Origin of the sequence: Ralstonia mannitolilytica, from assembly GCF_905397375.1 — a bacterium.
GTDB classification, from domain to species: domain Bacteria; phylum Pseudomonadota; class Gammaproteobacteria; order Burkholderiales; family Burkholderiaceae; genus Ralstonia; species Ralstonia mannitolilytica.
The window spans coordinates 83,509-96,148 of record NZ_CAJPVG010000009.1 but is presented as its reverse complement, the minus strand read 5'-3'; the positions used below and the strand labels follow the sequence as shown (position 1 = coordinate 96,148).

At 66.3% G+C, this 12,640-nt stretch carries 11 protein-coding genes; 9 read left to right on the top strand and 2 right to left on the bottom strand.

Annotated features, from left to right (window positions below):
* The first annotated feature begins 26 nt into the window (after positions 1-26).
* The 3 genes from tpx to KHN96_RS16765 all read left to right on the top strand — a co-directional run bounded on the left by tpx (position 27) and on the right by KHN96_RS16765 (position 2,033).
* On the top strand, positions 27-527 hold the full coding sequence (tpx, locus tag KHN96_RS16775; RefSeq protein WP_045785974.1) for a thiol peroxidase: 501 nt from the start codon (positions 27-29) through the stop codon (positions 525-527).
* A 93-nt stretch (positions 528-620) separates the two neighbouring features.
* A complete protein-coding gene (locus tag KHN96_RS16770; protein ID WP_045785973.1) occupies positions 621-1,556 on the top strand; it encodes a carbohydrate kinase family protein in 936 nt (311 codons plus the stop codon).
* A gap of 9 nt (positions 1,557-1,565) precedes the next feature.
* Positions 1,566-2,033: an outer membrane lipoprotein gene (locus KHN96_RS16765; protein ID WP_045785972.1), complete on the top strand. Its 468-nt coding sequence runs from the start codon at positions 1,566-1,568 to the stop codon at positions 2,031-2,033.
* Between the two features lie 236 nt (positions 2,034-2,269).
* Here KHN96_RS16765 and KHN96_RS16760 read toward each other — a convergent pair whose 3' ends face one another.
* Entirely contained in the window at positions 2,270-2,848 is a 579-nt protein-coding gene (locus KHN96_RS16760) for a histone H1-like DNA-binding protein (protein WP_062737968.1), read from the bottom strand.
* A gap of 1,747 nt (positions 2,849-4,595) precedes the next feature.
* On the opposite strand from KHN96_RS16760, the gene KHN96_RS16755 reads away from it, so the two are divergent.
* The 6 genes from KHN96_RS16755 (at position 4,596) to KHN96_RS16730 (ending at position 11,334) form a co-directional block, all read left to right on the top strand.
* Positions 4,596-5,387 (top strand): collagen-like triple helix repeat-containing protein, encoded by a 792-nt coding sequence (locus KHN96_RS16755; RefSeq protein ID WP_045785970.1) that lies wholly within the window; start codon positions 4,596-4,598, stop codon positions 5,385-5,387.
* Positions 5,388-5,524: 137 nt separating this feature from the next.
* On the top strand, positions 5,525-6,667 hold the full coding sequence (locus tag KHN96_RS16750; RefSeq protein ID WP_115044084.1) for a collagen-like triple helix repeat-containing protein: 1,143 nt from the start codon (positions 5,525-5,527) through the stop codon (positions 6,665-6,667).
* A gap of 62 nt (positions 6,668-6,729) precedes the next feature.
* The gene (locus tag KHN96_RS16745) at positions 6,730-7,185 is read left to right on the top strand and encodes a DUF2147 domain-containing protein (protein WP_045785968.1); all 456 of its coding nucleotides are present in this window, start codon (positions 6,730-6,732) and stop codon (positions 7,183-7,185) included.
* Positions 7,186-7,382: 197 nt separating this feature from the next.
* Entirely contained in the window at positions 7,383-8,930 is a 1,548-nt protein-coding gene (locus tag KHN96_RS16740) for a methyl-accepting chemotaxis protein (protein WP_062737969.1), read from the top strand.
* A gap of 103 nt (positions 8,931-9,033) precedes the next feature.
* On the top strand, positions 9,034-10,374 hold the full coding sequence (locus tag KHN96_RS16735) for a hypothetical protein (RefSeq protein ID WP_045785966.1): 1,341 nt from the start codon (positions 9,034-9,036) through the stop codon (positions 10,372-10,374).
* Positions 10,375-10,443: 69 nt separating this feature from the next.
* Complete coding sequence (locus tag KHN96_RS16730) at positions 10,444-11,334, top strand: EamA family transporter (protein WP_045785965.1); 891 nt, start codon at positions 10,444-10,446, stop codon at positions 11,332-11,334.
* A 78-nt stretch (positions 11,335-11,412) separates the two neighbouring features.
* Here KHN96_RS16730 and KHN96_RS16725 read toward each other — a convergent pair whose 3' ends face one another.
* Positions 11,413-12,615 carry a ribonucleotide-diphosphate reductase subunit beta gene (locus tag KHN96_RS16725; protein ID WP_045785964.1) on the bottom strand — a complete coding sequence of 401 codons (1,203 nt, stop codon included), beginning with the start codon at positions 12,613-12,615 and terminating at the stop codon, positions 11,413-11,415.
* Between the last annotated feature and the right edge of the window lie 25 nt (positions 12,616-12,640).

Below are 12,640 nucleotides of genomic sequence, written 5' to 3'. Positions count from 1 at the left end.
GTATCAACACGAAGGAGCAGCACACCATGGCAAACGTGACCCTTGGCGGCAACCCGATCGAAGTCGGCGGCAAATTCCCGGCGAAGGGCGACAAGGCCCCGGCATTCACGCTGGTCGGCGCAGATCTGAAGGACGTGTCGCTGGCTGACTTTGCCGGCAAGCGCAAGGTCCTGAACATCGTGCCGAGCCTGGACACCCCGGTGTGCGCCACCTCCACGCGCAAGTTCAACGAAGCCGCTGCCAAGCTCGACAACACGGTCGTGCTGTCCATCTCGGCCGACCTGCCGTTCGCCGCCGGCCGCTTCTGCACGACCGAGGGCATCGCCAACGTCAAGCCGCTGTCCACCTTCCGCGACAAGGGTTTCAAGCAAGCATACGGCGTCGACATCACGTCGGGCCCGCTGGCCGGCGTGACCGCACGCGCCGTGGTCGTGCTCGATGCCGACGACACCGTCCTGTATTCGCAGCTCGTGCCCGAGATCAAGGAAGAGCCGGACTACGACGCTGCCCTGGCCGCGCTGAAGTAAGCTGCAAACTGTTGCGGGACCGGCCACCGGTCTCTCGTCCATCACACGGCCGTCCACTGGGGCGGCCGCGTTCATATCTGGAGCCCTCTCAATATGGCCAGCGTGATCTGCGGCTCGGTCGCCTACGACACCATCATGACGTTCGACGGACACTTCCGCGAACACATCCTGCCCGACAAGATCCACATCCTGAACGTCTCCTTCCTCGTGCCCAGCATGCGCCGCGAGTTCGGTGGCTGCGCAGGCAACATCGCCTACACGCTCAAGCTGCTCGGCGGCGAGCCCATCATCATGGGCACCGTCGGCCAGGACGCAGGCCCCTATCTGGACTACCTGAAGAAGCTCGGCATCTCCACCAAGTACATCACGGAGATCCCGGACACCTTCACGGCGCAAGCCATGATCACCACCGACCGCGACAACAACCAGATCACCGCGTTCCACCCAGGCGCGATGAGCCAGTCGAGCGTCAATTCGGTCAAGGATGCGCTGCCCGCCCGGCTCGGCCTGGTCGGCCCCGACAGCCGCGACGGGATGCTGCACCACGCCACCCAGTTCGCCGAAGCGGGCGTGCCATTCATCTTCGATCTGGGCCAGGCGATGCCGCTGTTTGATGGCGCCGACCTGCGCCGCTTCGTTGAACTCGCTACCTACGTGGTGGTCAATGACTACGAAGCGCAGGTCATGCTGTCACGTACGGGCTACAGTGCGACGGAGCTTGCGCAGCGCGTCGAGGCCTTCATCGTCACGCGCGGGGAAGAAGGGGCGGAGATTCACGCCGGCGGCAAGCAGTACACTATTCCAGTCGTGCCGGCCGAGCGTGTGGTCGACCCGACCGGCTGCGGCGACGCCTTCCGCGGTGGGCTGCTGTACGGTATCGAGAACGGCCTGGACTGGGAGACCACCGGCCGCCTCGCCAGCCTGATGGGCTCGATCAAGATCGCCTGCCAAGGCCCGCAGAATCACGGCCTGCCCGTCGACGAAATCGCCCGGCGCTTTGAGTCCGCTTTCGGGTACCGGTATCAATAAGGAACGAACATGAAACCCATCTATCGCATCGGTGCTGCGACCTTGCTGGTCGCCGCGCTCGGCCTGCAGGGCTGCGCCATGGGCACCAACTCCAACAGTGCGTACACCGGGGCGCAGGCGCAACGCGAACAGACGGTGCGCTTCGGCACGGTGGATTCCGTGCGCAACGTCGTGATCGACCGCGAAGCCACAGGCGTCGGCACCATCGCCGGGGGCGCGATCGGCGGCATCGGTTCGGCAGCGGCCATCGGGCGCGGCAACGGCTCTGTGGCGGCGGGCGTACTGGGCGCCATCCTGGGCGGCGTCGCGGGCAGCGCCATCGAGAACCAGGCGAACAAGCGCCCCGGCCTCGAGATCACCGTCAAGCTCGACAACGGCGAATACCGCGCCATCACCCAAGACGCCGACGAGGCCTTCCGCCCCGGCGAGCGCGTGCGCCTGCTGTCGTCGGGCGGCGTGACCCGCGTGACGCACTGAACGATCGAGAGCCGCTTCGGCCGGCATTGGAAAAGACCGCATCGGCATTGCGCCGGTGCGGTTTTTTTACGCCTGCCGCGTCGATCGCGCAGACATGAAAAAGCCCGCCGGGGCGTGAGCCGATCGGCGGGCGGTGCAAGACACCTGGTCTTGCGGACCAGATACGCGGTATCCGGTCAGGTGGGCGCGGCATGCGCGCCGCTGTGGTCCCGAAGGATCACCGTCGCAAGAATGACTTACGGACGGTTGCCGGTCGGGAACGGCCATGCCGCAGCCGGGTTCAGCGCGGTCTTGGCAGCGGGTGCAGCAGGTGCAGCGACCGGTGCAGCAGCAGGCTTGGCGACAGCCTTCTTCGCCGGAGCCTTCTTCGCAGCAGGCTTGGCAGCAGCCTTCTTCGCAGCGGGCTTCTTCGCAGCAGCGGCCTTCTTCGCAGCCGGAGCCTTCTTCGCAGCAGCCTTCTTGGCAGGTGCTTTCTTGGCAGCAACCTTCTTGGTTGCGGCCTTCTTGGCGGGCGCCTTCTTGGCAGCAACCTTCTTCACTGCGGCCTTCTTGGCGGGCGCCTTCTTGGCAGCAACCTTCTTCACTGCGGCCTTCTTGGCGGGTGCCTTCTTGGCAGCAACCTTCTTCACTGCGGCCTTCTTGGCAGGTGCCTTCTTGGCGGCGACCTTCTTAGCCGCGGCCTTCTTGGCCGGAGCCTTCTTGGCGGCCGGAGCGGCCTTCTTCGCAGCAGCCTTCTTGGCGGCCGGAGCCTTCTTTGCAGCGGCCTTCTTGGCCGGGGCCTTGGCGGCCGGTTTCTTCTTAGCAGCAGTTGCCATGGGAAACTCCTTCAAGATTGGGTATCGAACTATCGAGATTGAGCAACCCGACCGGCCCGATCCCACGATGCAAGGGCATCGCCAGACCAACCGAGCGAGCGATTCATCGGCGCGCCACCAGACTGCAGTCGCACGCTAATGAATTCGGTAGGAAGACCCGCGACGCACGCCGACGATGCATGCGGCAAATTGCACGCCTCGGGCGCGCGCATGCGAGCAGCCGCAGCCGGCCGGACATGCGGCATCCGGCGAGTCTTCATCAACTGAGAGGACCGGGGCATCGTGGCCACACCGGTCGAAATCTGATCTTGCGCGAATCGCTGTGTGGATCGCAAAGCCGCTCGCAGGGCGGTTTTACGGACAGCGAAAATCTGGAGAGCGCGCGTTTTCTTTTGGGGGTAGTACGCCCATCCCGACGGGGGGATCGCAGAGACGGCACCGAGTTCGAACAGCCCTGTCGGCGTGGCGTGCATCAAAGTGGTTACGCTCCTCGACTACCTTTCAACTGCCGCTTGGAAGTTCATCGTCGTTGATCGCGCGAAGCTTCCTTGCATCGAAGTCAACGTCTTGTCAAGGCGAATCATAATTCGTTTGCGCGGTGATGTTAAGAGATTTATGCAAAAAGCGCGGCGAGTTTTGGTGAAGGATTGCGCTGCGTCTGTGCGTCGCTCCGCTCGGGATCGTGCATGCAGGTTCAGTGGCCCGGCGCATGCGCATTTTCTTGCGTCGTAGCATCGTGTGAATGCGTTGCTTCGCACTCACACACGCGGCCCGCGAAGCCAGTGTTCATGCCGGTTTACGGCGACACACGCTACTGCATGCGTGCGCGTCGCGAGCAGACACGCACCTGATGGCGGCAGCGTCATCGACACGCGCGGCGACACGCGAACGCTGCGATGCACGCCAGAAAAAAACGATGCGTAGATGCGACAGCGCGCGCGAATTCTCTTCGCGCGCACGCGCGGTCGATGCCATCGACGCGCGCGCATCGACGTGTCGAACGTGTCTTTCGACATCGCACACGCACTTGCGCACGAGACACGCGAGCCCCGAGATGGCGATCCTCGGCGACATGCGTGCACGTGGCGCAAATCGCGTGCCGCGCGCAGGCGATATCGAACCTCGGATGGAACGACGTGCGCGCATCGATGATGCAAACACCGTCTGCCTGCATGCCGATGCATGACGACAGCGGACACGCACGTCGTCGCCGTGCATGTTCCGCACAGCGTCGACGCCGGCATGGCCGACGCTCGCCCGCAGAACCCGCGGCCCATCGGAAACCGTGTTCAGCAACGACTGAAAACCGTGTGCAACTGCGTTTGAAACGGGGCTGTTTTACGACGATAGAAGAATTGCTCTACGGGCATTCCTGGGCGGTTTTTGCTGCACGGCGGATTTCCGAAGACCGGCTTTCCACTTTGCTCTGGGGCGGGCCATCCGTTTGAAATGCTGCAACCGCATATCGGCGCGTCAGGTTGGCGCTGATTGTCATGTCATTCGGTTTCACTCCACGATCCGCTCACCACGTCAGCACGGCATCGATCGCGCGGCGTGGCGTGGACCTGCGCGTGGTCCACAAGACCAGGGCGGCCGTCACTCGCCTCGCACACTGGGCGACGGCACACCCGATGAACAAAGAGCGCAAGACACAGGGGTCCAACTGAAGCGTTCTGGGAATCTGCCCGCCATCCGCCGCAGCGGTGATGCAGCGAGCGTGGGCAGGTTCGAGCAGTGGAGGCACAAGATGCGTGTTCGAGCGTGCTTGTCGACATCGAACCCACCGAAGCGTGGGGTTTCCCCGCAGACCCAAGCTACGTTGCGCTGGATGCCGCGCGTGGTGGCGACTGCCTCGTTCGCGACGCTGGCGGCGTGCGCGAATTCCGGCAGCGGCGACATGGGCGCGTCGCTCGGCGGTGGCAGTGATGCGTCCTCCAAGCCAAGCGTCACGGCGTCGGGTTCACCGACGTGGTCCGATGGCGGCGGCAGCGCATCGGGCGGAACCGGATCGGGCAGCAATGCACCGGTGACGCCGCTCACCGGCCGCGTCGAACAGCTGACGACGACCACCGTCACGGCCATCGTGCCGCTCACCGCCACGCTGACATCGGCCACGCAAACGCTGGGCGCCGCCACCGGCCTCGGCACACCGATCGGCAACGTGCTGACGACGCTGGGCGGCGTGCTCGGGAGCGAGGGCCGCACGATCGCCGCAGCCAGCAAGGGTGATGCGCTGGTGTCGACGCTGGGCAACACGGTCAGCGCGCTCGGCACGCTCACCAGCGGCTTGTCGACGATCGCGACGCCAGCCGGGCCTTCGGCAGGCAGCAGCACGACGGGCGGCGCACTGAGCGGTGCGCTCGCCCCGATCAGCACGACCATCGGCTCGCTCACGTCCGGCCTGTCCGGTGCAGGCACCGCAAGCCCGGGCGGTACGACGGCGAGCAATCCGCCCGGCGGGCTGGGCGGCATCGGCAGCGCAGTCGGCGGGCTGGTCGGCGGCGTGTTGTCGGGGGTGACATCGGCGGCGCACCGTTGATGTCGCAACGTTGGAACAACTTTCTTTGCATTCGGCAGCAAACGCAGACGGATGCGACCCGCTGGACGCCAGACGCGCGTTCTTCCGGCCCCGGCGGTGACTACGCGGTACGGGCCGCGCTTACAAGGAGACTCACCATGAAGATTCAAAACCCGCTCCACGCTTCTTTCACCGTTTCGTCGTCGCGCACGCTGCTGGCTGCGGCCGCGCTGGCCGTGCTGACACTGGCGGGCTGCGCATCGGGCGGCAACCCGAACGGCGACACCACACCGGCATCGACGGCCAACAACGATCCGGGCGCCGTGCCGGTGCGCAACGTGGCAAGCAACGGCGGCAACGTCGTCACGCAGACGGGCAAGACGGTCAGCGACCTGGGCACGACGATCGGCACGGCGTCGGTACCCGTCATCGGCGGCACGGCCGCGCAGAAGGATCTGGGCGCGACAGTCACCTCCGCGGGCAACACCGTGCAGGTGCTGGGCAACGGCATCGGCAGCGGACTCGGCAAGATCGGTTCGACGCCGGACCCGGTCGGCACCACGGTGCAAAGCTCGGGCGACGTGATCCGCTCGACCGGGGTGACGGTCGGCTATGCGGGCCAGACCGTGAGCGACCTGGGTGCGGCAGGCAGCCCGCTTGCGCCGCTGAACCCGGTGACGTCGCCGGTGGGGAGCGGGGTCTCCGCGCTGGGCCAGGTACTGCAGGGTGCGGGCGGCCTCGTGACGATCGGCACGTCGAGCGGCCCGGTGCAGCAGGTTACGCAGCAGGCGAGCAACGCCATCGTGCCGCTGTCGTCGCAGATCGTGCAGGGTACGCAGGCGGTGGGCAGCGCCACCATGCTCGGCGGCCCGCTGGCGGGCGCGCTGAACACCGTGGGCGGCGGCTTGCAGAGCGCCGGTGCGCAAGTCGGCGCGGCAGGCGGCAACCCGCTCACGCGTGATGTTGGCGGCGTCGCCGGCGCAGTGGGTGCCACGGTGGCCAGCGCCGGCGGTCTCGTCAATGGCGGCAGCGGCGGCTCGACGAATCCGCTGGCGCCGATCACGAGCGCATTGGGCGGTGGCCTGGGCGGCGGCAGCAACCCGCTGGCCCCGGTGACGGGTGCGCTCTCCGGCAGTGGCGGCAATCCTCTTGCATCGGTGACGAGCGCGCTGACCGGCGGTGCTGGCGGCAGCAACCCGCTCGCGCCCATCACCAATGCGCTGGGCGGCGTCACGAACGCCGCCGGCGGCACCGGCAGCAATCCGCTGTCACCCCTGACCGGTGCGCTGGGCACACACTGACCCCGTGCCCGCGCACTGATCTGCCTCACCGATTCTTTTTAAGCTGACAAGGAGACGCCACAATGCAACGCACCCCCCACTCTCTCGCACGCCTGGCAGGCGCACTCGCCCTCGCACTGGCGGCAGGCAGCGCCTTCGCCCAGGCCACGCCCGCCGGCACCTGGAAGACCATCGACGACAACACCGGCAAGCAGAAGGGCGAAGTGACGATTGTCGAGAACAACGGCGTGTTCACGGGCAAGGTCACCAAGATCCTGGTGCCGGGCGACGAGAACAAGACCTGCACCAAGTGCACCGATGACCGCAAGGACCAGCCGATCGTCGGCCTGACCATCTTGAAGGACCTGAAGAAGACCGGTGAGAACGAATGGTCGGGCGGCAACATCCTCGATCCGGAAAACGGCAAGGTCTACAACGCCAAGATGTCGCTGGCCGACGACGGCAAGAAGCTCAACGTGCGCGGCTTCCTCGGCATCAGCCTGCTGGGCCGCACGCAGACGTGGGTCCGCGAGCAATGACCTCGGCCCGATAACGCAGAGCCTCAACGCGCGGCGGCACCCTGTACGGGGCGCCGTCTCTTCGGCGCCGGTGCAAGCCGGCGCTTCTTTTTTGCGTAACGCCGCACACTGCCCGCGGGCCGGCACCACTCAAGAAGACACGTCCCTCGCCGTTACTTCGTTGGGGAGTCGTCAACGATAAGTGGAGAAAACGCGGCATGCGACAGTGGACACTCAAAGGAAAACTGCGCCTGGCACTGGCCCTGATGTGGCTGGGGCTGATCGGCGTGGGCATCTGGAGCGCGATGGAGACCCGCGCCACGATGCTCGATGAGCGCAAGGCCGGCCTGCAGAACCTTGTGGATGCTGCCGAGGGCGTCGCCAAGTTCTATCACGGGCGCGCACAGTCAGGCGCCATGAGCGAAGACGAGGCGAAGAAAAGCGCGCTCGCGGCGCTGTCCACGATGCGCTACGGCAGCACCGGCTACCTGTTCGTGGTGGATTCGCAGCTCATCCTGCTGATGCATCCTACGCTGGCCGACATGGTCGGCAAGAGCACGGCACACTTCAAAGACCCGACGGGCAAGCTCGTCTACCCGACCATCGTCAACGCAGCCAAGGAGAGAGGCTTCGGCTTTGCCGAATACCAGGGCCGGCTGCCCGGCAGCGAAACCGCCCTGCCCAAGATCGGCTACGTGAAACGCTTTGCGCCGTGGGACTGGAATCTCTCCAGCGCGGTCTTCCTGCAGGAGGTGGATGCCGCATATCGCCATTCGCTCGTCGCCAACCTGATCGTCATCCTGCTGGTAGGCGGTATGGTGTCGCTGGCCATGTCACTCATCATCCGTAACGTGCAGCGCGGGCTCGGCGGTGAACCGGGCTACGCCGCCGAGGTGGCCCGCCGCATCGCCGCAGGCGACCTGACCGTGCGCGTGCAGACGCGCCCTGGCGACCGCGACAGCATGCTCGTGGCCATCGCGCAGATGCAGCAGCAACTGACCGGCACCATCGGCCACATCAAGACGTCGGCCGATTCCATTGCCAGCGCCACCAAGCAGATCACCGCGGGCAATGCCGACCTGTCGCAGCGCACCGAAGAACAGGCCTCGTCGCTGGAGGAAACCGCCTCCAGCATGGAAGAGCTGACCAGCATCGTGCGCCAGAACGCCGACAACGCCCGCCAGGCCAGCTCGCTCGCCGTCAACGCGTCGGACATCGCGGTCAAGGGGGGTGAAGTCGTGGGCCGCGTGATCGACACGATGGCCGGCATCAATGAGAGCAGCAAGAAGATCGCCGACATCATCGGCGTGATCGAGGGCATCGCATTTCAGACCAACATCCTGGCGCTGAACGCCGCGGTGGAGGCTGCGCGCGCAGGCGAGCAAGGCCGCGGTTTTGCCGTCGTGGCCGGCGAGGTGCGCAGCCTCGCGCAGCGCAGCGCCGCAGCCGCCAAGGAGATCAAGGCGCTGATCAGCGACTCGGTCGGCCGCGTGGAAAACGGCACCACGCTGGTGGCCGAGGCCGGCAGTGTGATCGACGAGGTGGTCGTCGCCGTCAAGCGCGTGACCGACATCATGGGCGAGATCAGCTCGGCATCGGAGGAGCAAAGCTCCGGCATCGAGCAGGTCAACCAGGCCGTCAATCAGATGGACGAAGTGACGCAGCAGAACGCGGCGCTGGTCGAACAGGCGGCCGCCGCCGCGCTGTCGCTGGAGGAACAGGCGCAGGTGTTGCGCGACGCGGTCGCTTCGTTCCGCACGGCGTAACGCGGGGCCCCGCCCACGGGAGGGGCCGCGCTGCGTTCTCGGGCGCCATGCATGGTGCTATGCTGCGCGCCAGAGAAATCAAAATCACCACGTTGGAATAGCCATGCCCGAGCGCAACCAGCCGCCCTTCCGTGGCCCTTATGGTGCGATTGCCGGGTCGAGCAGCGCTCAGGCCGGAAGAGGAGACGTTCCCGGCGGCGCACAAGAGCCGATTTCCGGCGGCCGCCCCGAAGCTGTACGCGATGACGCCGCCCAGGATCTGGCCAGCGACACCGCGCTCTGGCGCTTTGCGCTGGCGGCAGAACACGGCGGCCGCACGCCACACCCCGACGCCGCCTTGCGCGATGACTTGTCGATCCTGCGCACGCTGCGCCGCCCCGACGGGCTGCGCTTGCTCCGCCAAGGACTGCGCAGCGCATTTCCCGGCTCGGCCCTGCGCCTGACCACCTTCTGGCCGGAAGAGCAGCCGCACGCCTACCCGGCACGTACGGAAGCGCGCCCGGCCGAGTTCGGCGACCTGCTGATCCTGCTGCGCCTGCGCGGCGCGGTACCCACGCTCGATTGCCGCGCGCTGTTCGTCACCGCCCGCCGCATCGACGCACCCGACGACGCCCTCGACAAGCATCACACGCTGCCGCAGATCAGCCTTTACGAAGGCTGGCCCGATTTCAACGTCTATGCGCGCTCACCGATCAAGTCGCGCAATGCGACCTTTCTCGGCAAGTTCAATCTGTCGGAAGAGCTCGAGCCGCTGCGCCGCATCGGCCGCGACCAGCGCCACTGGCGCTACCTGACGCCGTGCACGGGGCTGCAGCAGTACGCGCAATGGCCCGGCATCCGGCCGCCCTCCCCGCTGCAGTGGCGCTGGCCGTCGGGCCCGCAGGCAGGTGCCGCGCGCCCCGGCTCGGGCTCGTTCACCGGCCTGCTGCGCCAGCTCGCGCGCCCCGAAGGCCCAGGTGAGGACTGTTCCGCCGGCACCGAGGTACCCACCTGGGGCCGCCTGATCAACAGGCTGCTCGACCATAGCTGGGAAGTCGCCCCAAGCCATGCGCTCAAGAGCGGCAACATCGGCGCGCTGGCATTCTGGACGCGGCTGCGTGCCTTCCTGACGGCAGAGTACCTGCTCGGCATGCACTCGCTGCAGAAGGGCTTCGGTGCCTCGCTGCAGTTCGAGATGGCCAACGGCCTGCAGGACATCGCCCGCGACGACTGGACGGCCACCACCGGTTTCGACCCCGAAGACCTCGATGTGCCGGGCGTGCGCGGCACGCTGCAGCGCATTGCCGCCTCCAGGCTGGCCGTGTTCGGCATGAGCGCCGAAGACCCCGCGCCGCTGGCGGCCCCCCGCCCGCCGCGCGGCGTCACCCCCCGGCCCGACGGCGAACGCGAAGGGCAGCGCGTGCTGCTGATCGACGTCATCCGCCCCAGCGCGGCAGCCCTGTAACCCCAAAGCGCACATGCCGCGCCACGGCTATGCTGTGGCGTTGCCGTGCTGCCCGTTTCCGCTCGATCCATGTCTTCCGCTTCCACGACGTCGCCCCCCTGGATGCCCATCCTCGCGCTGATGGGCTCGATGGCATCGGTGTGCCTGGGCAACTCGTTTGCCAAAACGCTGTTTCCGGTGCTGGGCGCTGCCGGCACCGTCACGTATCGCGTCAGCATCGGCGCGGCGATCCTGCTGGCGTTCTGGCGGCCGTGGCGCCTGCATCTGGGCCGCTCGGATGCCGGCCGCATCGCGCTGTACGGCGTCACGCTGGCGAGCATGAACCTGCTGTTCTACCTGTCGCTGCAACGGCTGCCGATCGGCATTGCGATCGCCATCGAGTTCACCGGGCCGCTGGTGCTGGCGGTGCTGCTCTCGCGGCGGGCGCTCGATTTCGTCTGGATCGGGCTGGCGGTGGCGGGCTTGCTGGTGCTGACGGTGGCCGACAAGGCGGTCGGCCAGGTCGACCATCTGGGCGCGGCATATGCGCTGGCCGCGGGCGTGTGCTGGGCGCTCTATATCCTGACCGGCAAGAACCTGGGCGGCCTGCACGCAGGCCAGGCCACATCGCTCGGGATGACGGTCGGCGCGCTGTTTGCGCTGCCGTTCGGCGTGGCGCAGGCGGGGGCGTCGCTGCTGTCACCGTCGCTGATGCTGGCGGGGCTGGGCATTGGCGTGCTGTCGAGCGCGATTCCGTACTCGCTCGAAATGGTGGCGCTCAAGCACCTGCCCGGCAAGACGTTCTCCGTGCTGCTCAGCCTGGAGCCCGCCATCGGCGCGCTGGCCGGCGCGATCGTGCTGCACGAGCAACTGACGGGGCGGCAGTGGGTGGCGATTCTCGCCATCATTGCCGCATCGGCCGGGTGTGCGTTGACGGTGCGCGCCCCTAAGCCGCCGGTGGAACCCGGGGCCGCAGCCTAGCCGGGAAGCCTGTCTACTCCACGCCGATGAAAAAAGGCCCGGATGGGCCTTTTCTTCGAGCTTGGCGGCGAACGCCGATCAATCCCACGACAGCGCACCACCGGTCTGGTACTCGATCACGCGCGTCTCGAAGAAGTTGCGTTCCTTCTTCAGGTCGATCATCTCGCTCATCCACGGGAACGGGTTTTCCTCGTTCGGGAACAGCGGGTCCAGGCCGATCTGCTGGCAGCGGCGATTGCAGATGAAGCGCAGGTAGCTCTTGAACATCGGCGCGTTCAGGCCCAGCACGCCGCGCGGCATAGTGTCTTCTGCGTAGCGGTATTCCAGGTCGACGGCCTTCTTGAACAGCGCCGTGATCTCGGCCTTGAACTCGGCCGTCCACAGGTGCGGGTTCTCCAGCTTGATCTGGTTGATCAGGTCGATGCCGAAATTGCAGTGCAGCGACTCGTCGCGCAGGATGTACTGGTACTGCTCGGCCGCACCGGTCATCTTGTTCTGACGGCCCATCGCCAGGATCTGCGTGAAGCCGACGTAGAAGAACAGGCCTTCCATGATGCAGGCGAAGACGATGAGCGACTTCAGCAGCTTCTGGTCGTTCTCGGGCGTGCCGGTCTTGAACGACGGATCGGTCAGCGTGTCGATGAACGGGATCAGGAACTCGTCCTTGTCGCGGATCGACGGCACCTCGTGGTACGCATTGAAGATCTCGGCCTCGTTCAGGCCCAGCGATTCCACGATGTACTGATACGCGTGCGTGTGGATCGCCTCTTCAAACGCCTGGCGCAGCAGGTACTGGCGGCATTCCGGCGCGGTGATCTGGCGGTAGGTGCCCAGCACGATGTTGTTGGCGGCCAGCGAGTCGGCCGTCACGAAAAAGCCCAGGTTGCGCTTGATGATGCGGCGCTCGTCTTCGGTCAGACCGTTCGGGTCTTTCCACAGGGCGATGTCGCGCGACATGTTGATTTCCTGCGGCATCCAGTGGTTCGCGCAGCCGGCGAGGTACTTTTCCCACGCCCACTTGTACTTGAACGGCACCAACTGGTTGACGTCGGTGGCGCCGTTGATGACGCGCTTGTCGGCGGCGTTCACGCGGCGGTTGCTCTGCGCGGCAGCGGCGTTCGGATTGTTGCCGAGGATGCCCGTGCCGGCGGCGGCAGTGGCCGACGGGGGCAGCACGCCGCCCTGGTCGGCGGTGGCGGTTTGCAGTTGCGGTTGGTACACAGGCTGCGGTGCAGCTTGCGGTTGTGCGGCAGGTTTGACGTCGTCGTCCCAGCTCAGCATAGGTGTTTCTCCTGAATTCTTTGCG

Bases quoted from the DNA above. Each gene is read 5' to 3' on its own strand.
- tpx (WP_045785974.1), top strand. From the start codon at position 27: ATGGCAAACGTGACCCTTGGCGGCAACCCGATCGAAGTCGGCGGCAAA.
- KHN96_RS16770 (WP_045785973.1), top strand. From the start codon at position 621: ATGGCCAGCGTGATCTGCGGCTCGGTCGCCTACGACACCATCATGACG.
- KHN96_RS16765 (WP_045785972.1), top strand. From the start codon at position 1,566: ATGAAACCCATCTATCGCATCGGTGCTGCGACCTTGCTGGTCGCCGCG.
- KHN96_RS16760 (WP_062737968.1), bottom strand. From the start codon at position 2,848: ATGGCAACTGCTGCTAAGAAGAAACCGGCCGCCAAGGCCCCGGCCAAG.
- KHN96_RS16755 (WP_045785970.1), top strand. From the start codon at position 4,596: ATGCGTGTTCGAGCGTGCTTGTCGACATCGAACCCACCGAAGCGTGGG.
- KHN96_RS16750 (WP_115044084.1), top strand. From the start codon at position 5,525: ATGAAGATTCAAAACCCGCTCCACGCTTCTTTCACCGTTTCGTCGTCG.
- KHN96_RS16745 (WP_045785968.1), top strand. From the start codon at position 6,730: ATGCAACGCACCCCCCACTCTCTCGCACGCCTGGCAGGCGCACTCGCC.
- KHN96_RS16740 (WP_062737969.1), top strand. From the start codon at position 7,383: ATGCGACAGTGGACACTCAAAGGAAAACTGCGCCTGGCACTGGCCCTG.
- KHN96_RS16735 (WP_045785966.1), top strand. From the start codon at position 9,034: ATGCCCGAGCGCAACCAGCCGCCCTTCCGTGGCCCTTATGGTGCGATT.
- KHN96_RS16730 (WP_045785965.1), top strand. From the start codon at position 10,444: ATGTCTTCCGCTTCCACGACGTCGCCCCCCTGGATGCCCATCCTCGCG.
- KHN96_RS16725 (WP_045785964.1), bottom strand. From the start codon at position 12,615: ATGCTGAGCTGGGACGACGACGTCAAACCTGCCGCACAACCGCAAGCT.